The sequence below is a fragment of the Schnuerera sp. xch1 genome, from assembly GCF_019931165.1.
In the GTDB taxonomy this organism is placed as follows: Bacteria; Bacillota; Clostridia; order Tissierellales; family Tepidimicrobiaceae; genus JAIOUP01.
Map to the genome: position 1 here is coordinate 15,255 of NZ_JAIOUP010000001.1, position 25,744 is coordinate 40,998.

At 30.6% G+C, this 25,744-nt stretch carries 26 protein-coding genes; 25 read left to right on the top strand and 1 reads right to left on the bottom strand.

Annotated elements, in window-relative coordinates; genetic code table 11:
* Nucleotides 1-88 precede the first annotated feature (88 nt).
* The 16 genes from K8M07_RS00095 (at nucleotide 89) to K8M07_RS00170 (ending at nucleotide 14,859) form a co-directional block, all read left to right on the top strand.
* Entirely contained in the window at nucleotides 89-655 is a 567-nt protein-coding gene (locus tag K8M07_RS00095; protein WP_223375754.1) for a glycerol-3-phosphate responsive antiterminator, read from the top strand.
* 102 nt (nucleotides 656-757) lie between these two features.
* Nucleotides 758-1,477 (top strand): MIP/aquaporin family protein, encoded by a 720-nt coding sequence (locus tag K8M07_RS00100; protein ID WP_223376280.1) that lies wholly within the window; start codon nucleotides 758-760, stop codon nucleotides 1,475-1,477.
* A 73-nt stretch (nucleotides 1,478-1,550) separates the two neighbouring features.
* A complete protein-coding gene (glpK, locus tag K8M07_RS00105) occupies nucleotides 1,551-3,044 on the top strand; it encodes a glycerol kinase GlpK (RefSeq protein ID WP_223375755.1) in 1,494 nt (497 codons plus the stop codon).
* A 131-nt stretch (nucleotides 3,045-3,175) separates the two neighbouring features.
* Complete coding sequence (locus K8M07_RS00110) at nucleotides 3,176-4,612, top strand: NAD(P)/FAD-dependent oxidoreductase (RefSeq protein ID WP_223375756.1); 1,437 nt, start codon at nucleotides 3,176-3,178, stop codon at nucleotides 4,610-4,612.
* A gap of 44 nt (nucleotides 4,613-4,656) precedes the next feature.
* Nucleotides 4,657-5,937, top strand: coding sequence for an FAD-dependent oxidoreductase (locus K8M07_RS00115; RefSeq protein WP_223375757.1), 1,281 nt, complete (start codon nucleotides 4,657-4,659; stop codon nucleotides 5,935-5,937).
* The gene (locus K8M07_RS00120) at nucleotides 5,924-6,295 is read left to right on the top strand and encodes a DUF1667 domain-containing protein (protein WP_223375758.1); all 372 of its coding nucleotides are present in this window, start codon (nucleotides 5,924-5,926) and stop codon (nucleotides 6,293-6,295) included. The genes K8M07_RS00115 and K8M07_RS00120 overlap by 14 nt, the downstream gene beginning before the upstream one ends.
* Nucleotides 6,296-6,841: 546 nt before the next feature.
* The gene (locus K8M07_RS00125; protein ID WP_223375759.1) at nucleotides 6,842-7,015 is read left to right on the top strand and encodes a hypothetical protein; all 174 of its coding nucleotides are present in this window, start codon (nucleotides 6,842-6,844) and stop codon (nucleotides 7,013-7,015) included.
* Between the two features lie 126 nt (nucleotides 7,016-7,141).
* The gene (locus K8M07_RS00130; RefSeq protein ID WP_223375760.1) at nucleotides 7,142-7,801 is read left to right on the top strand and encodes a TIGR01906 family membrane protein; all 660 of its coding nucleotides are present in this window, start codon (nucleotides 7,142-7,144) and stop codon (nucleotides 7,799-7,801) included.
* Nucleotides 7,786-8,706 carry a restriction endonuclease gene (locus tag K8M07_RS00135; protein WP_223375761.1) on the top strand — a complete coding sequence of 307 codons (921 nt, stop codon included), beginning with the start codon at nucleotides 7,786-7,788 and terminating at the stop codon, nucleotides 8,704-8,706. Before K8M07_RS00130 ends, K8M07_RS00135 begins: the two co-directional genes overlap by 16 nt.
* 27 nt (nucleotides 8,707-8,733) lie before the next feature.
* A complete protein-coding gene (aroC, locus tag K8M07_RS00140; RefSeq protein WP_223375762.1) occupies nucleotides 8,734-9,849 on the top strand; it encodes a chorismate synthase in 1,116 nt (371 codons plus the stop codon).
* 12 nt (nucleotides 9,850-9,861) lie between these two features.
* Nucleotides 9,862-10,908, top strand: coding sequence for a 3-dehydroquinate synthase (gene aroB / locus K8M07_RS00145; protein ID WP_223375763.1), 1,047 nt, complete (start codon nucleotides 9,862-9,864; stop codon nucleotides 10,906-10,908).
* Entirely contained in the window at nucleotides 10,899-12,182 is a 1,284-nt protein-coding gene (gene aroA / locus K8M07_RS00150) for a 3-phosphoshikimate 1-carboxyvinyltransferase (protein WP_223375764.1), read from the top strand. The genes aroB and aroA overlap by 10 nt, the downstream gene beginning before the upstream one ends.
* A gap of 72 nt (nucleotides 12,183-12,254) precedes the next feature.
* A complete protein-coding gene (gene pduL, locus K8M07_RS00155) occupies nucleotides 12,255-12,827 on the top strand; it encodes a phosphate propanoyltransferase (protein ID WP_223375765.1) in 573 nt (190 codons plus the stop codon).
* An 11-nt stretch (nucleotides 12,828-12,838) separates the two neighbouring features.
* Entirely contained in the window at nucleotides 12,839-13,489 is a 651-nt protein-coding gene (gene deoC / locus K8M07_RS00160) for a deoxyribose-phosphate aldolase (protein ID WP_223375766.1), read from the top strand.
* Nucleotides 13,490-13,698: 209 nt separating this feature from the next.
* Nucleotides 13,699-14,058, top strand: coding sequence for an encapsulin-associated ferritin-like protein (locus K8M07_RS00165; protein WP_223375767.1), 360 nt, complete (start codon nucleotides 13,699-13,701; stop codon nucleotides 14,056-14,058).
* 15 nt (nucleotides 14,059-14,073) lie between these two features.
* On the top strand, nucleotides 14,074-14,859 hold the full coding sequence (locus tag K8M07_RS00170; protein ID WP_223375768.1) for a family 1 encapsulin nanocompartment shell protein: 786 nt from the start codon (nucleotides 14,074-14,076) through the stop codon (nucleotides 14,857-14,859).
* 54 nt (nucleotides 14,860-14,913) lie between these two features.
* Here K8M07_RS00170 and ychF read toward each other — a convergent pair whose 3' ends face one another.
* The gene (gene ychF, locus K8M07_RS00175; RefSeq protein ID WP_223375769.1) at nucleotides 14,914-16,005 is read right to left on the bottom strand and encodes a redox-regulated ATPase YchF; all 1,092 of its coding nucleotides are present in this window, start codon (nucleotides 16,003-16,005) and stop codon (nucleotides 14,914-14,916) included.
* A gap of 181 nt (nucleotides 16,006-16,186) precedes the next feature.
* Between ychF and K8M07_RS00180 the strand changes: the two genes are divergently transcribed.
* From K8M07_RS00180 to murD, 9 genes are all read left to right on the top strand, one after another.
* The gene (locus K8M07_RS00180) at nucleotides 16,187-16,687 is read left to right on the top strand and encodes a YhcN/YlaJ family sporulation lipoprotein (RefSeq protein ID WP_223375770.1); all 501 of its coding nucleotides are present in this window, start codon (nucleotides 16,187-16,189) and stop codon (nucleotides 16,685-16,687) included.
* Between the two features lie 110 nt (nucleotides 16,688-16,797).
* Nucleotides 16,798-17,532, top strand: a complete 735-nt coding sequence (lgt, locus tag K8M07_RS00185) for a prolipoprotein diacylglyceryl transferase (protein WP_223375771.1) — start codon at nucleotides 16,798-16,800, stop codon at nucleotides 17,530-17,532.
* 240 nt (nucleotides 17,533-17,772) lie between these two features.
* Nucleotides 17,773-18,204, top strand: a complete 432-nt coding sequence (mraZ, locus tag K8M07_RS00190) for a division/cell wall cluster transcriptional repressor MraZ (RefSeq protein WP_223375772.1) — start codon at nucleotides 17,773-17,775, stop codon at nucleotides 18,202-18,204.
* Nucleotides 18,205-18,220: 16 nt separating this feature from the next.
* Complete coding sequence (gene rsmH, locus K8M07_RS00195) at nucleotides 18,221-19,153, top strand: 16S rRNA (cytosine(1402)-N(4))-methyltransferase RsmH (RefSeq protein ID WP_223375773.1); 933 nt, start codon at nucleotides 18,221-18,223, stop codon at nucleotides 19,151-19,153.
* A gap of 28 nt (nucleotides 19,154-19,181) precedes the next feature.
* On the top strand, nucleotides 19,182-19,646 hold the full coding sequence (locus tag K8M07_RS00200; protein WP_223375774.1) for a hypothetical protein: 465 nt from the start codon (nucleotides 19,182-19,184) through the stop codon (nucleotides 19,644-19,646).
* Between the two features lie 12 nt (nucleotides 19,647-19,658).
* Nucleotides 19,659-21,830, top strand: a complete 2,172-nt coding sequence (locus K8M07_RS00205; protein ID WP_223375775.1) for a penicillin-binding transpeptidase domain-containing protein — start codon at nucleotides 19,659-19,661, stop codon at nucleotides 21,828-21,830.
* A gap of 64 nt (nucleotides 21,831-21,894) precedes the next feature.
* A complete protein-coding gene (locus K8M07_RS00210) occupies nucleotides 21,895-23,361 on the top strand; it encodes a UDP-N-acetylmuramoyl-L-alanyl-D-glutamate--2,6-diaminopimelate ligase (RefSeq protein ID WP_411741944.1) in 1,467 nt (488 codons plus the stop codon).
* A gap of 33 nt (nucleotides 23,362-23,394) precedes the next feature.
* On the top strand, nucleotides 23,395-24,363 hold the full coding sequence (gene mraY / locus K8M07_RS00215) for a phospho-N-acetylmuramoyl-pentapeptide-transferase (RefSeq protein ID WP_223375777.1): 969 nt from the start codon (nucleotides 23,395-23,397) through the stop codon (nucleotides 24,361-24,363).
* Nucleotides 24,364-24,382: 19 nt separating this feature from the next.
* Nucleotides 24,383-25,744, top strand: a complete 1,362-nt coding sequence (gene murD, locus K8M07_RS00220) for a UDP-N-acetylmuramoyl-L-alanine--D-glutamate ligase (protein WP_223375778.1) — start codon at nucleotides 24,383-24,385, stop codon at nucleotides 25,742-25,744.

Sequence of the window (25,744 nt, forward strand, 5' to 3'; positions counted from 1 at the left end):
ATAATTAACATGTATATTTTATTATAACCTATAATAAATATATTGAAGAGTATTGAAATATAAAAAAAGTTAAGACAAGGACGGTGCTATGGCAACTAAATTTTTTATAAACATTCATGAAAATCCCATAATAGCAGCAGTAAACGACTCATTAAAATTTGAGGAAATGCTGAAATCTCCAGTTGAAAATGTATTTTTACTTTCTGGAAACATATTAAATATAGGGGGAATTGTAAATAAATGCAAAAGACATAATAAAGGTGTTTTTATCCATATTGATTTGATTGATGGTATTGCTAAAGATAAATGGAGCTTAGAATATATAGCTAAAAATGTGAAACCCGATGGAATAATTACAACTAAAAGTAATTTAATAAAATTAGCTAAAAAATTTGGTTTATTTACTATACAAAGACTTTTTATATTAGATTCTTTATCCCTTGAAAGAGGAATAAAGTTGATAAAATCAGCCAAACCTGATGCGGTGGAAATTCTTCCAGGTATAATACCTAAAGTTATAAAATATATTCATGAGGAAACTAGAATACCTATAATTGCTGGTGGATTGATAAGGAATAAAGAGGATGTAATTGAATGCTTGAATGCAGGCACACTGGGGATATCTACTAGTAACAGTGAAGTATGGTATATGTAATTAATTTGAAGGGGACATGGTATTGCAAAATAATTGCTAAGTAGTACAATTCATATTTGGATGTTTAAAATAATTAAAAAGGGGAGAATTAATATGTCAAATATGGCAATGTACACAGCGGAGTTTTTTGGTACAATGATACTTATTCTATTAGGTGATGGGGTTGTGGCAAACGTTTCGCTTAAAAAATCTAAAGCTCATGATGGCGGTTGGATTGTTGTTGCTACTGCATGGGGACTTGCAGTAGCTATGGCAGCGTATATTACTGGATGGGTGAGTGGGGCTCATATAAATCCAGCATTAACTATTGCTATGGCAACAGTTGGAAATATTTCTTGGTCATTAGTGCCAGGTTATATAGTTGCTCAGACATTAGGAGGAATAGTTGGAGGATTTTTAGTATATGTATCCTTTAGGGATCACTTTGCAGCTACTGATGATGCAGATGTTAAATTAGGAATATTTTCTACAGGACCGGCAATAAGACATCTAAAGTGGAACTTTATAACAGAAGTTATAGGTACAGCTATATTAGTTATAGGGATCTTAGGTATAAATTATGGAGAAAATGGAGTAGGGCCATTGAGTGCATTATTAGCAGGTTTCTTGGTGTGGAGTATTGGATTGAGTTTAGGAGGACCAACGGGTTATGCTATAAATCCAGCTAGGGATTTAGGACCAAGGATAGCCCACGCTATACTTCCTATTCCAGGAAAGAGAGATTCAGACTGGGAATATGCATGGGTACCAGTTGTTGGGCCTATTGTAGGCGGTATAATTGGAGCACTTCTATATCAATTTTTTCTTAATCTATGGACATAAAGAAAAGGTTTACTGGAATCATACGATAATCTAATAATTGAAAAATATTGAAATATATTATGGAGGGTGAATAATGGAAAAGAAATATATAATGGCATTAGACCAAGGTACTACCAGTTCAAGGGCTATACTTTTTGACCATAATAGTAAAATAATAAATGTAGCTCAAAAGGAATTTAAACAGATCTATCCTAATGGAGGTTGGGTAGAACATGATCCTATGGAGATTTGGGGAACTCAAAGTGGAGTTGCTAGGGAGGTACTGGAAACTGCTGGTGTAAGACCCCAAGAAGTTATGGCTATGGGTATAACAAATCAAAGGGAAACTACTATTATTTGGGATAAGAACACAGGAAAGCCCGTATACAATGCAATAGTTTGGCAGTGTAGAAGAACTGCTAATATATGTGATGATTTAAAGAGAAGAAACTTAGAAGGGTATATTAAGGAAAACACTGGCCTGGTAGTAGATGCTTATTTTTCAGGAACAAAGATTAAATGGATCCTTGATAATGTTGAAGGGGCTAGAGAAAAGGCAAAAAGAGGAGAACTACTATTTGGAAATGTGGATACATGGCTTATTTGGAATTTGACAAGGGGTAAAGTCCATGTGACTGATTATACAAATGCCTCAAGAACTATGATATACAATATCAAAGAACTTAAATGGGATGAAAAACTTTTAAAGGAATTAGATATTCCGGCTTCAATGTTACCTGAAGTTAAAGCTTCCAGTGAAGTATATGGATATACTGATCCTCAAACCTATGGAGGAGCAGAGATACCAATTGCTGGTATAGCGGGAGATCAACAGGCAGCTCTGTTTGGGCAAGCATGTTATGATGATGGTATGGCTAAAAACACCTATGGAACAGGTTGCTTTATGCTTATGAATACTGGAGAAAAAATGGTAGAATCTAAAAATGGACTTATTACTACAATAGCTTGGGGGATGGATGGAAAAGTAAACTATGCCTTGGAAGGGAGTATATTTGTTGGCGGAGCTATAATTCAATGGTTAAGGGATGAATTGAGATTGATAAATGATGCGGCAGATAGTGAATACTTTGCAACCAAAGTTGATGATTCCAATGGAGTATATATTGTACCAGCCTTTGTTGGATTAGGGGCACCTCATTGGGATATGTATGCTAGGGGTACAATAGTTGGTCTTACTAGGGGAACTAATAAAAATCATATTATAAGGGCAGCATTAGAATCTATAGCATATCAAAGTAAAGACATTCTTGAAGCTATGCAACAGGATTCAGGAATAGATTTAAAGGAATTAAAGGTAGATGGAGGAGCGGTAGCGAACAACTTCCTAATGCAATTTCAATCTGATATTCTTGGAGTTCCAGTAAACAGGCCAGAGATAACAGAGACAACAGCTATGGGAGCTGCATATCTAGCAGGGTTAGCAGTAGGATTTTGGAAAAGCAAAGAGGATATATCAAAGAGATGTTCAATAGATAGAGTATTCAAACCTGAAATGGAAAAGGAAAAGGTAGATAAAATATATAAAGATTGGAAACGAGCAATTGAAAGATCTCTCAGATGGGAATAAGACTCGTAAAATATATATAATGAAAAGAAAATATTAGGTTGAGATGATGAGAACCACACTAATTTTCCTATGGAATGATAGGTTTAATTTAGTGTGGTCTTTCTTTATTAATAAAAAAGGAGGCAATCTTGATGTATGATATAACAATAATAGGGGCTGGGGTAATAGGAAACTTTATAGCAAGGGAATTATCAAAATATAAATTAAATTTAACCATTGTAGAAAAGGATAATGACGTATCCAATGGTACCACTAAGGCAAATAGTGCCATAATTCATGGTGGTTATGATGCAAAACCAGGTACGAATATGGCAGAATTCAACTCAAAGGGAAATCCTATGTTTGATAAGGTATGTGAAGAATTAGATGTACCTTTTAAGAGAATAGGTTCCCTAGTACTAGCTTTTGATGATAAGGATATGAAATCCCTAGAGGAACTTTACAACAGAAGTATAGAAAACAATATACCTGATGTTGAGATAATAGATGGAGATAGGGTAGTAGATATGGAACCTAATATAAATGGTGATGTTAAAGGGGCATTATATTCTCCAACAGCAGGTATAATCGGAGTATATGAATTGGCTATAGCATTAGCTGAAAATGCAATAGACAATGGTGTAGATCTTAAACTTAATACTGAAGTGAAAGATATTGAAAAGACAGATGAGGGATATAAAATATTTACAAATGATGGAGAGATAAAATCAAAATATATAATCAATTGCGCCGGCGTATATGCGGATAAAATAAATAATATGGTAGCAGAGGAGAGTTTCAAAATTCTCCCAAGAAGAGGAGAGTATTATGTCTTAGATAAGAGTGCCTCATATATAACTAATCATGTAATATTTCAATGTCCTAATGAATTTGGAAAGGGAGTTTTAATTGCTCCTACAGTTCATGGAAATATAATAGTTGGACCAAACAGTCAGGAATTAAATGATGATGAAAGGAATCAAACACAGACTTCTAGAGATAGTCTTGAATATATTAAAAAGACAGCTTTAAAGAGCATAGAAAAAATACCATTTAACAATACTATAACAAACTTCTCAGGTATTAGGGCAGAACCAAGCACAGGAGATTTTATAATAGAAGAGTTAGAGAAAGCAAAGGGATTTATAAATGTGGCAGGAATTAAATCACCAGGATTATCATCAGCTCCAGCAATAGCTCAGCATGTAGTGAGGTTAGTTCAAGAAATATCCGGTGGATTAGAGGAAAATTTAGCATTTAATCCTAGAAGGAAAATGATTATATTTAGTAAACTGAGTAAAGAAGAAAAGGCTGAATTGATAAAAAAGAATCCAAGGTATGGAAGGATTATTTGTAGATGTGAGAATATAACAGAAGGTGAGATAATAGATAGTATAAGGAGAAATGCTGGGGCAACCACAGTTGATGGAGTAAAGAAGAGGGTAAGGCCTGGAGCAGGAAGATGTCAGGGTAGTTTTTGTGGTCCTAGGGTAATGAAAATACTAGCAAGGGAATTAAATAAGGATATGGAAGAGATAGTAAAGGATGGAAATAAATCAAATATATTGACAGGAAAAACAAAATCCTAAGATGTTATTAGTATTTATAAAATAGAAATAATAGGAGTGATAATGTGTTGAATTGCGATATTGTAGTCATAGGAGGAGGCCCAGCAGGGTTAGCTGCTGCGATAGAAGCAAAAAAATATGGTATAGATGATATTTTAATTATAGAGAGGGATAAGGAATTAGGAGGAATCCTTCAACAGTGTATCCATAATGGATTTGGTCTTCATGTATTTAAGGAAGAGCTGACTGGACCAGGATATGCAGAGAAGTTTATAAATGAATTAAAGGGATTAAATATAGAATATAAATTAGATACTATGGTATTGGATATAACAGAAGATAAATTGATAAGTGCTATAAATACAAAAGATGGATTTATGGAGATGAAGTCAGGAGCAGTAGTACTAGCAATGGGATGTAGGGAGAAACCAAGGGGAGCATTATCAATACCAGGAACTAGACCTGCAGGGGTATTCACGGCAGGAACAGCTCAGAGATTTATAAATATTGAGGGCTATATGGTAGGTAAAAAGGTAGTAATATTGGGTTCGGGAGACATAGGACTTATCATAGCTAGAAGACTTACTCTAGAGGGAGCCGAAGTGAAGGCTGTTGCAGAACTGATGCCTTATCCAGGAGGCTTGACTCGAAATATAGTTCAATGTTTGGATGATTTTGATATACCACTACTTTTAAGTCATACAGTAGTAGATATAAAAGGAAGGGATAGGGTAGAAGGAGTAATAATTGCAAAGGTAGATGATAATAAGAAGCCTATACCGGGAACTGAAAAATTTTATGAATGTGATACATTACTACTTTCCGTTGGATTAATACCAGAAAATGAATTATCAAAGAGTGCAGGAATTGAAATAGATAGGGGAACTAATGGGCCAAAGATAAACGAATCTATGGAGACAAATATAGAAGGTATATTTGCTTGTGGTAATGTTGTACATGTTCACGATCTTGTTGACTTTGTTACAGAGGAAAGTAGAAGGGCTGGGAAAAATGCAGCTAAGTTTATAAAAAATCAATTATCAAAGAATGATCATGTAATTAATACTGAAGCAAAGGATGGTATAAGATATATAATTCCACATGAAATTAGAGAAGAGAATTTGGATAAGAATCTGGATTTATTTATGAGAGTAGTAGATGTATATAAGGATGTAAAATTAGTAATTAAAGCTGATGGAGAAATAGTAAGGGAAATTAATAGAAAGCATTTAGTTCCTGGGAAAATGGAAAGAGTTAAAATATCAATTAAAGACATAAAGAATAAGAATATATCTAATATTACGGTAGAAGTTCAAGGAAAGGGGAAGCAATATGAAGGGATATGAAAAGATATGTATAGTTTGTCCAATAGGATGTAAGCTTACTATAAAAGAAGATCCAAAAAGTGATGATGGATATATAGTAGAAGGAAATAACTGTCCTAGGGGAGAAATATATGGCAAAAAGGAAGTGACAAATCCCACTAGAGTATTGACTACAACAGCAAAGATAGTAGGTGCTCATCTTAATAGAATACCAGTTATAAGTAATGATGGTTTACCTAAGGATAAATTATTTAAATGTATGGAAATTATAAATAGTTTAGAAGTGTCAGCACCGATAAAGTTAGGAGATGTGGTAGTAGAAAATATAATGGGCACTGGCGTAGATATAGTAGCATCTAGAAGTATGGAGAAATACTAAAATATTTAATTAGGAAAGGGTAGATATATTTATATCTATCCTTTAAGTTCTTGCAGTACTTTACAGTGGTGACAATGTTACTTAATAGAAAATGTAGATAACTTAAAAGTTAACCAAGCATTTATTGAGTCCTGTACAAGTGGAAGATATAGAAGAAGCTCTTACAAGATCCTTAATGGTAAACAGGTTCATTCTGATATTAGATTGATCATTATACCTAATAATTGTTATTAAAGTCTTTAAATAATATAATCAAGATATGGTATACATATAAGTAAAATATATTTGAACTACGGCTTTTTATGAAAATTTAAAATTGTAGTTAAACTACGCTTCAATTTATAGATGCTCTAGAAGACAATGATGACGTTCAAGATGTATATCATAATTGGGATATACCAGAAGATTTGGAATTACAAAATTAAAAATATGTTGTTTTATTTTAACTATTTTGCAAATTACAGGCTATTATGTTTTGCATAAAAGAATCTTTCTTTAAACATAATACCTTTATAGATTAAAATAAGTATTTGAAGGAGGAAGTATATGGCAGTCAATGAAACCTTTGAGTCAATAAAAGAAAGATTCAGAAAAGCAGATGTAGAAGAAAAAATAAAGATATATACTTCTGTACGAGGACTAACTGTAGAACAATATAAAGAGTTATTGAGAATGTTCCCAATTAAACATTTAGACAGATTAGAAAAGGCAATGGGTTAAAGTATTATTGATTTTAAATTTGCTAACATATAAAAGTTGAAAGAAAATTCTCTTTCAACTTTTGTTATTTTAGAGTGGACAATTTTTGGTAAGTTAGAGATAATAATACGGGAGGTAGTAATATTTATGAATAAATTGTTAACAATAATAATCTTGATTTTTCTTCCTGTATTTTTTTTATTAAAGTCTGTAGAAATCAATACATTTAACAAAGGCTTCTATTTAGAATCCTTTCAAAAATATGATGTCATTGAGACAACAGATATGGATTTACAAGATTTAAGTAATATTACAGATAATCTGTTTAGTTATTTAAAAGACGAATCAGATGAAACAATATTAAAATCTAATTTTAATGAGAGAGAAATTTTACATATGAAGGATGTAAAGAAACTTTTTAAGTATGGATTTATTCTAAAAAATACTTTATTCATACTATCCTTATTTGCAATAATAATACTTATTGCAAATAAGGATAGTAAAAGTATGGGAAAGAGAATATTTTATGGTACATTTGTATGGTGGGGATTGATAACGTTGATATTTGTATTAATAACTATCAATTTTAATAAATGTTTTACCTATTTTCATCTCATTTTTTTTGATAATGATTTATGGGTATTAAATCCAAATACAGATCTATTGATCCAAATGCTTCCTCAAAAATTCTTTATAGATATATTTCAAAACATAGTATTATTATTCTTAGGGTTGTTGGTAATACTACAAGTAATAGGATATATATTTATGAAGAAGGGAAAGGATAATAAGTGGAAGAGTTATTAAATTTTAAAAATTGTGTTAGTAAGATTAGAAAGAGATTGATTGTAAACAATTATTACACTAGAAAGATAAAAGGTGGAAAAAGTGTACAAGCGACATTACTTGATAATATTTTTTTAGTCATAGTTGTAGCAACGTTTTTACTAATAATTATATTTAATTTAACTAATGATTTTGATTTAACGGTTATGCTAACTATTGTTCTGGGAGGTTTTTATTTTTTTATATCTTTACTATGGCGTAGAGGAACTAGATATAAAAAAATTAATGAAATTAATGAGGATCTTGCGAATAAGCAAGTTATTAAAGAAATATCTAAATATGGTAACAGAGACTTTTTATTATATGTAAAAGAATTGCTTGAAAATTATTATAACACTACATTTTTCGAATACGATAAATATATTGATTTTATTGGAGAGATAGAGGGAGAAATATATGGAATTAAGTGTTTTAAAAATTCATTGGATAATGGAGTTAATATTAAGGATCTAGAACATTTTACTAGAGAAATGAAAAATAAAAATATTAAGGATGGTATAATTGTTACCAGTTCTTATTTTTCAGAAGAGGTAAAGGAAAAAGTTAATTATGTAAAAATAGATTTTGATCAAATAAAAATAATGCTAAAGGAAACAGGAAATTATCCGTCAAATAAGGAAATAGAGGAATTGATAATTACTAAATATAATAATAAAAGACTAGGTTTAAAAAATAAGCTAAAGATTAAAGGCAAAAAAAAGATAATAAAGTTTATATTACTAGGAATTGCTTTATACTTAATTTCTTTTTTTGTAACATATCAATTATATTATAGAATAATGGCATTTATATCTATATCAGCAGGAATTGTTATGGGGATCTATAATTCTGTTAAATATGTAGAACAAAAGCAAAAAGTAAATTAGTTTTAAATGAATTAAGAGGTGGTTTTGATGATTAGATTTTTAACTGGAGGAGAGTCACATGGTGAAGGATTGATAGGAATAATCGAAGGATTTCCATCAAATGTGTATTTTGATATAGAATACATAAATAAAGAGCTCAATAGAAGACAAGTTGGGTATGGTAGAAGTAATAGGATGGACATGGAACAAGATGAAATAAAAGTCTTATCGGGAATAAATAAAGGTTATACTACTGGAAATCCAATATCTCTTATTATAAAGAACAGAGGAACTAATATTGACTTAGTTGAGATAACAAAGCCAAGACCAGGTCATGGTGATTTAGCTGGCACATTGAAATATAATCATAAAGGTGCTAGAAATGTAGTTGAAAGAGCTAGTGCAAGGGAAACAGCTATGAGAGTTGCAGTAGGTAGTGTATGTAAACTACTACTTAAAAAATTTGAGATTAAAGTATATAGTCATGTTATCAAAATTGGAGATATTGAGGTTTCGATGAAATACAAAGATGAAAAAGAATTGGAGACTGCTAATAATTCTTCCGTAAGAGTTATAGATAAGGATACAGAAGAGTTGATTATAAAGAAGATCAAGCAGGCAAAAAAAGAAGAAGATACTTTAGGCGGGGTTGTAGAAGTGATTGGTAAGAATATTCCAGTGGGCTTAGGAAGCTATACCAATTGGGATAGAAAATTAGACGCTAAAATTGCTCATAGTATCATGAGCATACCAGGTATAAAAGGTATTGAATTTGGATTAGGATTTGAGGCATCTAATAGATTAGGTTCACAAATGCATGATGAGATATTTTATGACTTAAATGGATTTTATAGAAAAACAAATAATGCAGGAGGCATAGAAGCAGGAGTTTCTAATGGTGAAGATATAGTTTTTAGAGCTGTAATGAAACCTATTCCTACTTTGAGGAAATCTTTAAAAACTGTAGATATTGATACTAAAGAAGACGTTATAGCTCAGTTTGAAAGGTCTGATGTTTGTGCGGTACCATCTGTATGCATAGTAGCTGAAAGCATGCTTGCATATGTACTAGCCAATGAAATGGTTTCAAAATTTGGTGGTGATAGTATAGAAGAGATTAAATCAAGTTTTAGCAATTATATGAGTGATTTAAAGAATAGATAACAGGGTGATTATATGCAAATTAAAATAGGAGAGAATATAATAAAAAATTTGAGGACTTATTTAAGAAATCATAATGTTAATAATTTATATATCATAACAGATGATAATGTATATAGACTCTACATAGATGATCTAAAAAAGTACATTAAGGATTGTACTTTTACAACTTATGTAATATGTCCAGGTGAAGAGAGTAAAAGAATAAAAATTATTTTATCGATTTATGATAATCTTATAGAAAATAATGCAAATAGAGATACAATGATTATAAGTTTCGGTGGTGGAGTAGTTGGTGACATTGCGGGATTTGTAGCATCTACATATAAAAGAGGATTAGAATATATTCAAATTCCTACAACTCTTTTAGCTCAGGTTGATAGCAGTGTTGGGGGCAAAGTGGGGATAAATTATGCTGGGTATAAAAACATCATAGGCTCTTTTTATTTCCCAAAAGAAATAATTATAGATGCTAAATACTTAAAAACATTACAAATAAGACAAATAATTTGTGGCCTTGGTGAAATATTAAAATATGGATTAATATATGATTATAATTTTTTTAAATTTACAAGCTCTAACTTAGATAGGATATATGGGAAAGATTTAAATATATTTCAAACTTTAATCAAACAGTCTGTTCCTATAAAAGAAGAAATTGTATCAAAAGATAAATATGACAAGGATTTAAGAAAGATTTTAAATTTTGGACATACTATTGGACATAGTATTGAATCATATTATCATTTTTCTAGATTTAATCATGGAGAAGCTGTAATCCTAGGTATGATGTATGAGACTTCAATAGCAAGAAAGCTAGGGTTAATTGATAAAGAATATTTTAAAGAAATTATTATGGTTTTAAAAGACATTGTTAATCCGATAGAGTTTGATAATGATGAGATAGAAAATTTAATTGATATTATGAAAAATGATAAAAAGAATGTTAATAGGAATATAGTATTTATATTACCTGTAAGTCGAGGAAAAGTTGATATATTTGAATCTGTTGATGAAAAATTAATTATTAGTAGTTTAAAGGGTGACTTATTTTGCTTATAAAGGGGAATGCAAATAAACTTATTGGAGAAATAATGGTTCCAGGAGACAAGTCAATATCTCATAGGAGTATAATGATCGGTTCATTAGCTAATGGCAATACTGTTGTTAGGAATATATTAAAATCAGAAGATGTTTCAATGACTATAGATGCTTTTAGAAGAATGGGAGTTGATATTGAGTACGATAGAAATGATGTCTATATTAAAGGAAAAGGAATAAATGGATTAAAACAACCTGAAGGAATTTTAGATTGTGGTAATTCTGGAACTACTATGAGGATTATAAGTGGTATTTTAGTTGGACAAAAGTTTTCAACAACTTTAACAGGTGATAAGTCTTTATCAAAAAGACCCATGGATAGAATTATTATTCCATTAAGAAAAATGAATGCTAATATTAGTGGCAGAGAAGATAAATATTCTCCTATTAATATCAAACCAGTTAGGACAAATTTGAAAACTATTAAATACAAGTTGCCAGTTGCAAGTGCTCAAGTAAAATCTTCAATACTTTTAGCTACATTATATGCGCGAGGTACAACAACAATAATTGAAAATAAAATAACGCGGGATCATACCGAAAGAATGCTAAATTATTTTGGCTGTCCAGTAATAAATGAAAATGGAATAATATATATGGGTTCGAATTGTAATTTAGAAGGTAGAAATGTATACGTGCCTGGAGATATATCATCTGCTGCGTATTTTATAGTAGCTGCTTCTTTGATCAAAGATTCTAACTTGATAATAAGGAATGTAAGTATAAATCCAACAAGAATAGGAATAATCCATGTGTTAAAGAAAATGAAAGCTGATATTAAGATATTAAATAAAAGAATTTTAAACAATGAGCCCATTGGAGACATCCAAGTCAAATATTCTCCTTTAGTTGGAGCAAATATAGAAGGTGAAATAATTGGAACTTTAATCGATGAGATACCTATTATAGCAGTAGCGGCATCTCTAGCAGAGGGTACAACTGTTATAAAAAATGCTGAAGAGTTAAAGTATAAGGAGAGCAATAGGATATCTAGTATATCAAAAGAGTTAAATAAGATGGGGGCAAATATAGTAGAATTACATGATGGTATGATTATTGAAGGAAAAAGAAATCTTGTAGCTGCCACTCTTAATTCATACAACGATCATAGAATAGCTATGGCTTTATCCATTGCAGCTTTAAGAGCAGAAGGACAGACTAGGATAAGAGATTTTGAATGTATTGATGTTTCTTATCCTAATTTTTATAATACGTTATATAAACTATATTTATAGGTTTGATTTTTTATTTCTAAACTAATATAATCTATAAATAGGACAGGAACTTTATTAAGAGGAGGAGTTATAATGACATTAAAATTACCGATAGCATTATCTAATAGACATATCCATTTAAGCCAAGAAGATTTAGATACTCTTTTTGGGGAAGGATATAAATTAACTGCAAGGAAGAATTTGTCTCAACCAGGGCAATATGCTTGCGAAGAGAAGGTTGACATTGCAGGACCTAAGGGAACTCTTAAAGGAGTTAGAATTTTAGGACCAGTTAGAAGTAGAACTCAAATAGAAGTATCTATTAATGATGCATTTAAATTAGGAGTTAAACCAATTGTTAGAAATTCAGGAGATGTGGCGGAAACTCCAGGGGCAAAGGTTATAGGACCTAAAGGTGAGATTGAATTAAAAGATGGCGTAATAGTTGCAGCAAGACATATACACATGCATACCACAGACATAGAAAAATTTGGAGTAAAAGATGGAGATATTGTAAAAGTAAAAACTGAAGGTATAAGATCTTTAATTTTTGAAAATGTATTAATAAGATCAGGAGATACACATGCTCTAGAAATGCATGTAGATATGGAAGAAGGAAATGCTGCAGCAGTTAAAAATGGGGACTTGGTTAAGTTAATAAAATAAGAGGTGATTTTATGAATATAGCTTCTATGATTGATCATACATTGTTAAAATCTGGAGCTACAGAAGAAATGATTAAAAACTTATGTAATGAAGCTAAAAAATATGATTTTGCAGCAGTTTGCGTCAATCCATTTTACATAAAGAGAGCAAAAGAATTTTTAAGGGATTCAGATGTAAAGATTGCTACAGTTATAGGTTTTCCTTTAGGCGCTAATATCAAAGAAGTTAAAGCTTTTGAAACTACTAAAGCTATAGAAGATGGAGCCGATGAAGTTGATATGGTAATAAATATTGGTGCATTAAAGAATAAAGATTATGATATCGTAAGGGATGATATAAGTGCTGTAGTTGAAGCTGCAAAAGATAAAGCAATTGTAAAGGTAATAATAGAAACATGTCTATTAACAGATGAAGAAAAGATAAAAGCCTGTGAATTGTCTAGTGAAGCTGGTGCTGATTTTGTTAAGACTTCAACTGGATTTAGTACAGGTGGAGCAACTATAGAGGATATTAAATTGATGAAAAATACTATAAAAGATGATATGAAAATAAAGGCTTCTGGTGGAATTAGAGATTATGAAAGAGCTAAAGACATGATAGATGCTGGAGCATCAAGAATCGGTGCAAGTTCATCTGTAAAAATAATAAAAGGAATAAAATAATATTATATGAAAAAGCTAAGTAGTGAACGTTCACTACTTGGCTTTTTTATATAACATAAATGACAATGCAAATTTCATTAACTAAACATATTCTATTAAATCATTTTAAAAAAGCTCTGAATAATTTGAGTATCTGGTTATTTCATAATCAAATGGGTAAAATTGAAATATACAGAAAGAATATAAAAAATAATAAGGAGGAGATTTTTGTGACTCAGTATCATGAACCGGTAGAATCTTTAGATGAAAAAGCTAAGGACATAGTAAGAGCTTTAAATAGTTTAAAAGAAGAAGTAGAAGCTATAGATTGGTATAATCAAAGAGTGGTTGCTTCTAAGGATGAGGAATTAAAAGCGATTATGGCACATAATAGAGATGAAGAAATTGAACATGTATGTATGACATTGGAATGGCTTAGAAGAAACATGTCAGTATGGGATAAAGAATTAAGAACGTACTTATTTACTGAAGGACCAGTTACTGAGCTTGAAGAAATTTCAGTGGGAGATGAATCATCAGAAGAATCAACAAATCAAGGTGTAGGACTAAATGTTGGAAATTTAAAATAAAGGAGTGATATATTTATGCTATATAAAGAACTTGCACCAGTAAGTAAAGAAGCTTGGGAAGAAATAGAAGAAAAGCTAATGGATGTATTTAAAAACTATCTTTCAGCAAGAATGGTAGTTAAAGTAGAAGGACCTAAAGGTTGGGATTTTACTGTAATTACAGAAGGTAGATTAGGAGATATTAAAGAAGATGGAAATCTGTGTTATGCGAACTATAATGTAATTCCACTAACAGAAGCCAGAGTAGAATTTGAAATGGACAGGTGGGAGTTAGACAATATTTTAAGAGGAGCAAAAGATATAAACTACGAACCACTAGAAGAAGCAGCTAAAAAGATTGCCCTTTTTGAAGAAAATACAATATATAATGGCTCTGAAAAATTAAATGTAAAAGGGTTGATAAAATCTGCAGAAGTACAACCGTTAGATTTTGGTAATGATGCAGAATCGATAATGAATGCAATAACTAAAGGTGTAATAAAATTAAGAGAAGTATATCAAGAAGGACCTTTTACTTTAATAGTAGGAGAAGAAGCTTATAGAAGAATTACATCAAAGGGAACTGGATATCCTTTAGAAGAAAAAATAGAAAAGCTTATAGGACATAAGATTATATATAGTCATGTTTTAGATGGGGCAGTTTTAGTGCCTTATGATCATGAAGATTTAGAACTGACTATAGGTCAAGATTTATCCATTGGATATCAAAATCATGACAGCGATAAAGTTAAGTTTTTTATAACAGAATCATTTGCATTTAGGGTACTAGATCCAAGCATTATAATAAACTACAATATATAATTAATAGAAATACACTACTCCATATTTATAAATATGGAGTAGTGTATTTCTATTTTATACATTAAATCTAAATAGCACAACATCTCCATCTTGTATTATATAATCTTTTCCTTCTAATCTTACTAAGCCTTTTTCTTTAGCTTTATTAGTACCACCAGATTTTAATAGTTCTTTATAATTAATCACTTCTGCTCGTATAAAACCTCGTTCTATATCTGTGTGTATTTTTCCTGCTGCTTGAGGAGCTTTTGTATTTTTATTTATTGTCCAAGCTCTAACTTCTTTTGGACCAGCAGTTAAGAAACTCATAAGTCCTAAAAGATCATAACTAGTTCTGATCAGTTTATCCAAGCCAGATTCTTTTAATCCTAATTCAGCTAAAAATTCTTTCTTTTCATCTTCGTTTAATTGTGATATTTCAGATTCGATTTTAGCTGATATTATAATTACTTCTGAATTTTCCTTTTTTGCATATTCTTTAACTTGATCTACATATTGATTGTTTTTTTCATCTAGTAGATCATCTTCTGATATATTACAAACATATAATATAGGCTTTAAGGAAAGTAATGAAAAACTCTTTATTAAGTTCAATTCCTCATCGGAAAAATTTAAGCTTCTTAAAGGTTGTTCGTTTTCTATACAATCTTCTAGAGTATTTAATAATCCGTATTCCTTTTTATATGATTTGTCTCCTTTAACAGCTTTTTCAACCTTTTTTAATCTGTTTTCTATCATTTCTAAATCTGCAAGCATTAGCTCTAAATTTATAGTTTCGATATCTGCTATAGGATCAATTTTACCTTCTACATGGGTTACATTTTTATCTTTAAAACATCTAACTACATGTACTATTGCATCAACTTCTCTAATATGTGAAAGAAATTTATTTCCTAAACCTTCTCCTTTGCTAGCACCTTTTACTAGTCCAGCTATATCAACGAATTCTATAGTAGCATGAGTAATTTTTTCTGGATTTACTAATTCAGATAATAAATTTAATCTTTTATCTGGGACTGGGACTACACCTATATTTGGTTCAATAGTACAAAATGGGTAATTTTGTGCCTCCGCTTTAGCAGCTGTTAAAGCATTAAACAAAGTACTTTTGCCAACGTTTGGTAGACCTACTATTCCTAGTTTCATTTCAATCGTCCTTTCAGTATTCTATAGTTTCACACAAGGATAATTATATATTATAAATGAAGTAGTTTCAATATAAAGTAGTTATTATTAATGGAAAACTAAACAAAATTAATCAAGAATTGTCTTTTGTGTAATAAAATTTAATATTATTGAAAAACTATAATGTAAGGAGGCTGAAAATATGAGAAGAAGGAATTTGTATACAATAAGAGTTGTATTATTTATATTAATAATTGGGATAATTACAAGCAGTTGTGGTTTAAGGGAAGATGCAGTAGAAGAAAATAGATCTGAAGAAGATATGATACAGGAAGATTATGAAAATGAAATAGGACTAGATGTAGGGGGAAAAGATCATGACTTGCTGTTGCGTTCAGAAGGTATATCTGATGTAGTAGTAAATTTATATGGTATAGAAAACGCTACATCTATAATATTTAATGATATAGTAGCAATTTCGGTTAAACTAGCTGATGGATATACTTTGACAGATGGTATCAAAGAAATGATTATGAATACAGCTTTAAAAAAGGATACAATGATTAGGCAAGTATTGATAACAGATGATAAAGAAATATTTAATGAGATTGAAGTAGTTTTAGAAGCACTTTTGAATGGAAGGTCATATGATGACCAAGTAAAAAAAATAAATAGAATAATCGAAAAAATAAAGAATGAATAAAAAACCCGTCATATGACTGGGTTTTTATTATTAGTCCATGGGTATATGTAATATTGTAGGATTTGTGCTATACTAATATTATTGATACATAATATGGAAGGAGGGTTAATATGGATCCTGTAGCGTTCGAAATATTTGGCATTTCGATTATGTGGTATGGTGTGTTAATATCCATTGCTGTTATAATAGGGACTATACTTGCTTTGAGAGAAGCAGAGCAGACAGGCATTGATCAAAATACTCTCATTGATCTTTTATTATTTGCTATACCTGCAGCATTAATTGGAGCTAGAACTTACTATGTAATATTTAGCTGGGACTATTATAAAGATAATTTATTACAGATATTAAATTTTAGAGGTGGAGGTCTTGCTATACACGGTGCAATAATAGCTGCGGTTATAGTTGCAATAATATTTACTCGTAAAAGGAAATTAGACTTTTGGACAATTGCTGACATTACTGCTCCAAGTATTATTTTAGGTCAAGCAATAGGACGTTGGGGTAATTATATAAATCAAGAAGCATATGGAACTCCTACAGGTTTGCCTTGGGGGATAGTGATAGATGGAGTAAAAGTTCATCCTACTTTTTTGTATGAATCCATAGGAAATTTTATAATATTTTTATTTCTTATTTGGTATAGGAGAAATAAGGCTAGGGTTTCAGGAGAGGTATTTTTATTGTATCTAGCACTATATTCTTCTGTTAGATTTTTTGTAGAGGGACTTAGGACAGATAGTTTAATGTTAGGTTCTATAAGAGTAGCCCAATTAGTTAGCGTGATATTAATAGTGTTAAGCTTATATTATTTGAATAGAAGAAGAAAAGAAAAGAATATATAAGCAAATGTAAGAAATAGAGGGGAACCTCTATTTTTTTATGTTTATCTTTATAATTTTATTAAATAGTAACATAATATAAAGAAATATGGCGAAACATAGTACTGGAGGCCTATAAAATAATCAAAAAAATTAAAAATTATTGAAGGAATTAATGAAATGGTATAGAATTAATAATAAGTGGAGTAAAGTGGTAAGAAGTGGGACACTTTATATTAGGTGTAAAAGTAAAGGGTGAGTGGTATGTTTATTGGAGAATACCAACATACAATTGATAGCAAAGGTAGAATAATAATGCCTTCAAAATTTAGAGATAATTTAGGTGGTAATTTTATTATGACTAAAGGACTTGATAACTGCCTTTTTGTATATCCTAGAGAAGAATGGGATGTTCTTGAAAAAAAATTAAGATCGTTACCACTTACCAATAGAGATGCAAGAGCTTTTGTTAGATTTTTCTTTTCTGGAGCTACAGAATGTGTATTGGATAAACAAGGTCGAGTTCTTATACCTAGCACTTTAAGAGAACATGCAAAATTGCTAAAAGATGCTGTTATAATAGGTGTAGCTTCTAGAATTGAAATATGGAGCATGGAAGAATGGAATAGCTATAATGATGATGATAGCTTAAGTTATGATAATATTGCTGAAAAAATGGCTGAACTAGGGATTTAAGTAAGGAGTGGAAGAGTTGAAATTTGAGCATACGCCTGTATTATTAAAGGAAGTAATAGATGGATTAAATGTAAAGGAAAATGGAATCTATGTAGATGGCACTTTAGGAGGAGCAGGACATTCCCTAGAGATAGCAAAAAGATTGACAACAGGAAAGTTGATAGGAATAGATCAAGATTTAAATGCCCTTAAAAAAGCAAAAGAAGTTTTAAAGGATAATATGGATAAGGTTATACTGGTCCATGAAAACTATGTAAATATTGAAAATATATTACATAAATTAAATATTAGAAAAGTGGATGGTATTTTATTGGATATAGGAGTATCATCCCATCAGTTAGATGAAGAAAAAAGAGGATTTTCTTATAGTAAAGAAGCTCCTTTGGACATGAGGATGGATAATACTAAGAAGTTTTCAGCATGGAATGTAGTGAATGGATATTCTAAAGAAGAGTTAGAAAAAATAATTTGGGATTACGGAGAAGAAAGATGGGCAAAAAGAATTTCAGAGTTTATTGTAAGTGAAAGAAGGAAAGCACCAATAGATACTACTTTTCGCTTAGTAGATATTATAAAGAAAGCAATACCCAAAAATGCAAGAAGAAAGGGACATCATCCTGCTAAGAAAACCTTTCAAGCAATTAGAATAGAAGTAAATGATGAGCTTCATTTATTAGAAAATAGTATACCTAATATGATAAGACTTTTAAATAAAAAAGGACGATTATGTATAATCACATTTCATTCTTTAGAAGATAGAATTGTAAAAAAGATGTTTGTTGAATTAAATAAGGATTGCATATGTCCACCAGAATTTCCTATATGTGTATGTGATAAGGAAAAGGAAATCAATATAATAACTAAAAAACCAATTATACCGACAAAATCAGAAGTAGAAAGAAACCCTAGATCGAGAAGTTCAAAATTAAGAATTGCTGAACGAGTTTAGGTTCTAAATTAAAGGAGGTTAGAATAAATTGTTAGTAGCTAAAAAGGATTTAAGTTATTATCCAAATCAAACTGAAACTGAACAGAGTAAGCCTAAAAAAAGAAGTAGAAAAAAGAAAAAATATAACAAGTCTTCATACAAACTTGGTATTATGGGAATTACAATTATTGGATTAATTTTATCTCTGTTTATTCTCTATAGATATGTTAATATAACTAAAATAGGAGTAGAAATTACAGAATTGGAGAAACAAAAGGCTGAATTGGAAAAGGAAAAAGATGATTTAACAGCACAATTAGAATCCATAAAAAGCTCTTCTAAAATTCAAGAAGATGCTGAAATAAAACTTGGTATGGATTATCCTACGGAAGAACAAATAGTGTATGTTGATGTAAAGCAACCGATTTTGTCGGACGATACAGAATCCACAAGAGAACTTAGTATTATAGGACAATTTAAGAATATTGTTACTTCGGTATTACGTTTGTTTTAAGGAGGGTTGATTTTGGCAGCGCCTAGTAATGCTTCAAAGAAAAGATTGTTATTTGCTTTTACAATAATTTTAGTTATAGTTTTAGGACTTATTATGAGGCTTGGATATATACAAATAGTAACAGGAGAAGAATTGAAAAAAGGAGCATTAGAACAGTGGACAAAGGGAATAGATATAAAGGCAAAGCGAGGGACAATTTACGATAGAAATGGGAAAGAGCTTGCAATTTCAGTTAGTTCCCATACTGTGTGGGCGAGCCCTGCTAATATAGATGATCCGGATAGTACAGCTAAAAAAGTGGCAGAAGTATTAAATATGGATGAATCTGTAGTGTATGAGAAGATAACTAAAAAAACTAATGTAGAAAAGATAAAACAATGGATATCTATGGAAGAAACTAAAGAGCTAAGAAGATTAAATATACCGGGAATTGAAATTGTAGAGGATAATAAAAGATTTTATCCTTATGAAGATTTTGCAAGTTATATTTTAGGATTTACTGATATTGATAATAATGGATTATACGGGATAGAAAAAACTTATGATAAATATCTATCAGGTTCTCCAGGAAGATGGGTGAAGACTGAAGATGCTAGAGGGGTACAAATGCCTTATGATGGAGAAAAGGTTTATGAGGCTGAAGAAGGATTAAATGTAGTTTTAACTATTGATGAGACTATTCAACATTTTACTGAAAAAATAGCTATGGAAACATTAACAAAAACAAAAGCGAAAAATGTTTCAATCGTAATGATGGAACCAAATACTGGAGACATATTAGCTATGTCATCTTTACCTCAATATGATCCAAATAATCCTAGGGAGCCCTTAGATGAGGCCAAAAAGGCAGAATGGGAAAATTTACTTCAGGAGAAATTACAAAAAGAATGGTATAATATGTGGCGCAATTTCGCTATTAATGATTCTTATGAACCAGGTTCAACATTTAAATCAGTAGTTACTGCTGCGGCTCTTGAAGAAGGAGTTGTGGATGTTGATACTAATTTCTACTGTAATGGATTTGTTAGGGACATTCCTGGTGGAGTGATAAAATGTTCAAGATGGTATAATCCCCATGGAGCACAGACCTTAAAGGAAGGATTAGAAAATTCATGTAATGTTGTATTTGTAAATGTTGGAAGAAAATTAGGTAAGGAAAAATTATATGAATACATAAAAGCCTTTGGGTTTGGGCAACAAACTGGAATTGAATTGACAGGTGAACAAGGGGGAATAATACCAGTTAATACTGATGTAATAAAGGAAATCAATTTAGCCACTATGTCTTTTGGGCATGGAATAGCTGTTACACCTATACAACTAGTAAATGCAATTTCTGCTATTGCAAATGGTGGAGAATTGATGACACCAAGGATTGTATCTAAATTAGTTGATAATGAAGGAAATGTAGTTATTTCAAATGAACCAGAAGTAAAGCGCCGTGCTATATCGAAAAGTACTTCAGATACTATGTTAAAATTAATGGAAGGAGTAGTATCAGACGGTACTGGTTCAAACGCTTATGTACCAGGATTTAGAGTTGCTGGGAAGACAGGTACAGCTCAAAAAATTATAGATGGAAGGTATGCACCTGGTAAGTATATTGGTTCTTTTGTAGCTATAGCTCCAGCAGATGACCCCAAAATAGCATTATTAGTTATAGTTGATGAACCTGAAGGTATATATTATGGAGGAAGTGTTGCGGCTCCTGCTGCTAGAGATTTAATACAAGAAACATTAACTTATCTTGAAGTAGAGCCTAAATTTACTGAGGAAGAAAAAGAGGAGTATGAAAATACTGTAGTAGTACCAGATGTACGAAATATGAATATACAAAAAGCGGGAAAAATATTAACTGATTCAGGATTTAAGTATACTACTGAATCCTATAATATTAATGAAAAATCAATGATAATAGAGCAGTTCCCATTGCCTGGAACTGAAGTCACAAAGGGATCAATTATAGATCTATATCTTGATGGAGATTATAAAGATGAAAATAAAATAATAGTACCAGAACTTAAAGGAAAGTCTAAAGATGATGTAACTATGATATTGGATGGGTTAGGATTAACATATGAATTTAAAGGAGAAGGTACTGTAACTAATCAAAAGCCTAAAGCTGGTATAGAAGTCGATATAAATTCAAAAATAGAAGTTGAATTTTCAGATACAGAAGATTAATATTATTAAAGGCGACTTTTTAAAGTTGCCTTTTAATTAATTATTAAGAATGAAAGTAGGGATTATGTTGAAATTGAAAGAGGTATTAGGGGATTGTAACTATGTGTTACTTAATGGAAGTCCTGACATAGATATTTCAAACATTGAACATGATTCTAGAAAAATTAATGATGGGAGTATGTTTATTGCTTTAAGAGGATTTAATGTAGATGGTCATAATTACATTCAACAAGCAATAGAAAAAGGAGCTAATTGCATAGTAGTTGAAAAAGATATTCCAATTGAAAGAGATGATATTACAATAATCAAAGTTGATAATACTTTTGAAGCTTTAGCAAAAATTTCTTCATTGTTTTATGAAGAACCTTCGAAGAAGATGAATATAATAGGAGTTACAGGAACTAATGGGAAGACTTCTATTACATATTTGGTTAAAAGTATATTTGAAACGGATGGAAAAAGGACTGGATTGATTGGAACTATGGGCTCTATAGTAAATGATGAACAAATAGAAAATAAAAATACAACTCCTGAGTCTTTAATTATACAAAAACATTTAAAAAATATGATACAATCTAAAATACAGTATTGTATTATGGAGGTATCTTCACATGCATTAAGCTTAAAAAGAGTAGATAATGTAAATTTTCAAGCTGGTATATTCACTAATTTAACGGAAGACCATTTAGATTATCATAATACTATGGAAAATTATTATAACAGTAAATTGAAATTATTTAATATGACTAAAAAATATAATATTATAAATATTGATGACAAGTATGGAAAAAGAATGATAAAAGAGTTAGACAATGATGTTCCAATATTAAGTTATGGAATAGATGAGAATTGTGAAGTGTATGCTACTGATATAGTTTATCATACAAAAGGGGTGAATTTTACATTAAATACACCAAAAGGAATAATTCCTATTAATTTAAAATTACTTGGAAAATTTAATGTATATAATGCATTGGCAGCAATTTGTTGTGGTATTATATTTGATATAAGTTTACCTATTATAAAGAAAGGGATTGAGTCTATAACTGGAATTAAAGGGAGGTTTGAAACAGTTCCAATCGGAGATAGAGATTATAATGTTATAATAGATTATGCTCATACTCCTGATGGGCTTGAAAAGGTATTGAGTACTATTGATCAATTTGCTGAAGGAAGGAAAATTGTAGTTTTCGGTGCAGGAGGTAATAGAGATGAGAAAAAAAGGCCTATTATGGGGGAAACAGTGGCAAAGCATGCGGACCTTTGCATAGTTACATCAGATAATCCTAGATTTGAAGATCCAAAACAGATTATAAAAGATGTGTTGGTAGGTGTAAAAAAAGTGCAGGGTAATTACATTGCTATAACTGATAGAAGAGAAGCGATTAAATATGTTTTAGAAAATGCGCAGTCAAAAGATACAATACTGTTGGCTGGAAAAGGACATGAAACCTATACAATAATTAAAGATAAAGTAGTTCCTTTTGATGAGAAGCAAATAGTATTAGATATATTAAAAGATATGGATTAATATGGAGAAAGAGTACAAGAGAGGAGAAAATAAATGATTGAATATGTTGATATTATTAGAGTTATCGTTATTGCATTTATTATAACAATAGTTTTAGGGCCAATTGTTATCCCTTTATTAAGAAGACTTAATATTGGTCAAAATGTAAGGGATGATGGTCCTAAAACTCATTTGACTAAAAGTGGGACTCCTACTATGGGAGGAATTATAATAGTAATTGCATTACTTATAACTACCTTAACTTCAGGATTATTAAATAGTGATATGTATATATTGTTAATATCTACTATTGGATTTGGATTTATAGGGTTTGTGGATGACTATTTTAAAATTGTTATTAATAGGAGATCTCTAGGATTAAGAGCTTATCAAAAGTTAATAGGACAAATTGTTTTAGCTATATTATTAGCTATTTATCAATCTAATACATCAGTATTAGGAACTAAAATTATCGTACCGTTTTTAGATAACAAATATTTGGATTTGGGAATGATATACATACCATTTATAGCATTCGTAGTTGTAGGTACTGTAAATAGTGTGAATTTAACTGATGGACTAGATGGATTGGCTTCAGGAGTTACATTAATTGTTTCATCTTTTTTTGGCCTTGTAGCTCTCAATTGGGGGATGGATAGTATATCGATATTCTCAGCCGCATTAACTGGAGCTTGCCTTGGATTTTTAATACACAATGCTTATCCGGCTAAAATTTTTATGGGGGATACTGGTTCTATGGCTTTAGGAGGTGCTGTTGCAGCTATTGCTATATTACTTAATCTTCCATTAATGGTGCCTATAGTTGGAGGGATTTATTTCATTGAGGCATTATCTGTTATTATCCAGGTAATATCATTTAGACTTACAGGAAAGAGAGTTTTTTTAATGAGTCCTCTTCATCATCATTATGAACAAAAAGGGTGGAAAGAGACAAAAGTAGTAGTAGTTTTTTGGAGTATTACTGTGGTACTAAGCCTAATAGGCGTAGTCAGCTTAAGTTAATGGGAGAGATGGTGATAATATGAAATTAGATAAAAAAAATGTACTAATATTGGGTTTAGGTGTTAGTGGAGTGTCTACTGCGAAAGCATTAAGCAAATTGGGTGCGGAAATATATATAACTGATCAAAAGAATGCAGATGATTTAAATGATTATGTTTCACAAATTAAAGATTTAAATGCACAATTGTATTTAGGAACTAATGATGTACCTTTAGATGATATTGATTTAGTAGTCAAGAGTCCAGGGGTACCATTAACTTTAGATATTATTAGAAAGGCTAGAGATAAAGATATAGAGGTTATTACAGATCTGGAATTAGCTTATAGAACCAGTCCAGATAAAAATTATATAGCTATTACTGGAACAAATGGTAAAACTACTACGACTACATTAACTGGAGAATTATTTAAACAAGCAGGATTTTCAACTCATGTATCTGGTAATATTGGAGTTGGTATTCTCTGGGATATTTTAAATTCAAAGAAAGATGACATATTTGTTATAGAAGCAAGCAGTTTCCAGTTAGAAAGTACTAAGAAGTTTACTCCTAATGTTAGTGTTATATTGAATATAACACCAGATCATTTAAATTGGCATGGTAGTTTTGAAAATTATGTAGAAGCAAAAAAGAAAATTTTCAAAAATCAAACTAAGAGCGATTATGCTATATTAAATTACGATGATTTATTAATAAGAGGTTTAAAAGAAGAAGTTAAGGCCAACATATTCTGGTTTAGTGTGGAAAACAAACTTAGTAGAGGTGCATATATAGACGACCAATATATTGTAATAAACGATGGGAATAATGTTAATAAAGTTGTTAAAATAGAAGATTTGAAAATATTAGGCAAACATAATTTGGAAAATGTTCTTGCTAGCGTATCTATAGGTTGGATAATGGGATTGAATTTAGATATAGTGAAAAATGTACTCGAAAGCTTCAGAGGAGTTGAACATAGAATAGAATATGTAACTACTATCGATGGAATTGGTTTTTATAATGATTCAAAAGGAACTAACCCTGATGCAAGCATAAAAGCTGTAGAAGCTGTAAACGATCCTATTATTTTAATAGCAGGGGGTTTGGATAAAGGAATAGAATTTAATGATTTTATTAAAGCTTTCAATGGTAAAGTGAAATATATGATGTTATTAGGAGAAACTAAGGAAAAAATAAAAGAAACTGCTATAAAATGTGGATTTACTAATATATATATAGTAGATAGTATGAAAGAAGCAGTTAATAAAAGTTTTGAGATAGCAGAAAAAGGGGATAATATATTACTCTCTCCTGCTTGTGCTTCTTGGGATATGTATAGTAGTTTTGAAAAAAGAGGATACGATTTTAAGAAAGCTGTAAATAGTTTAAAGGAGGAATAG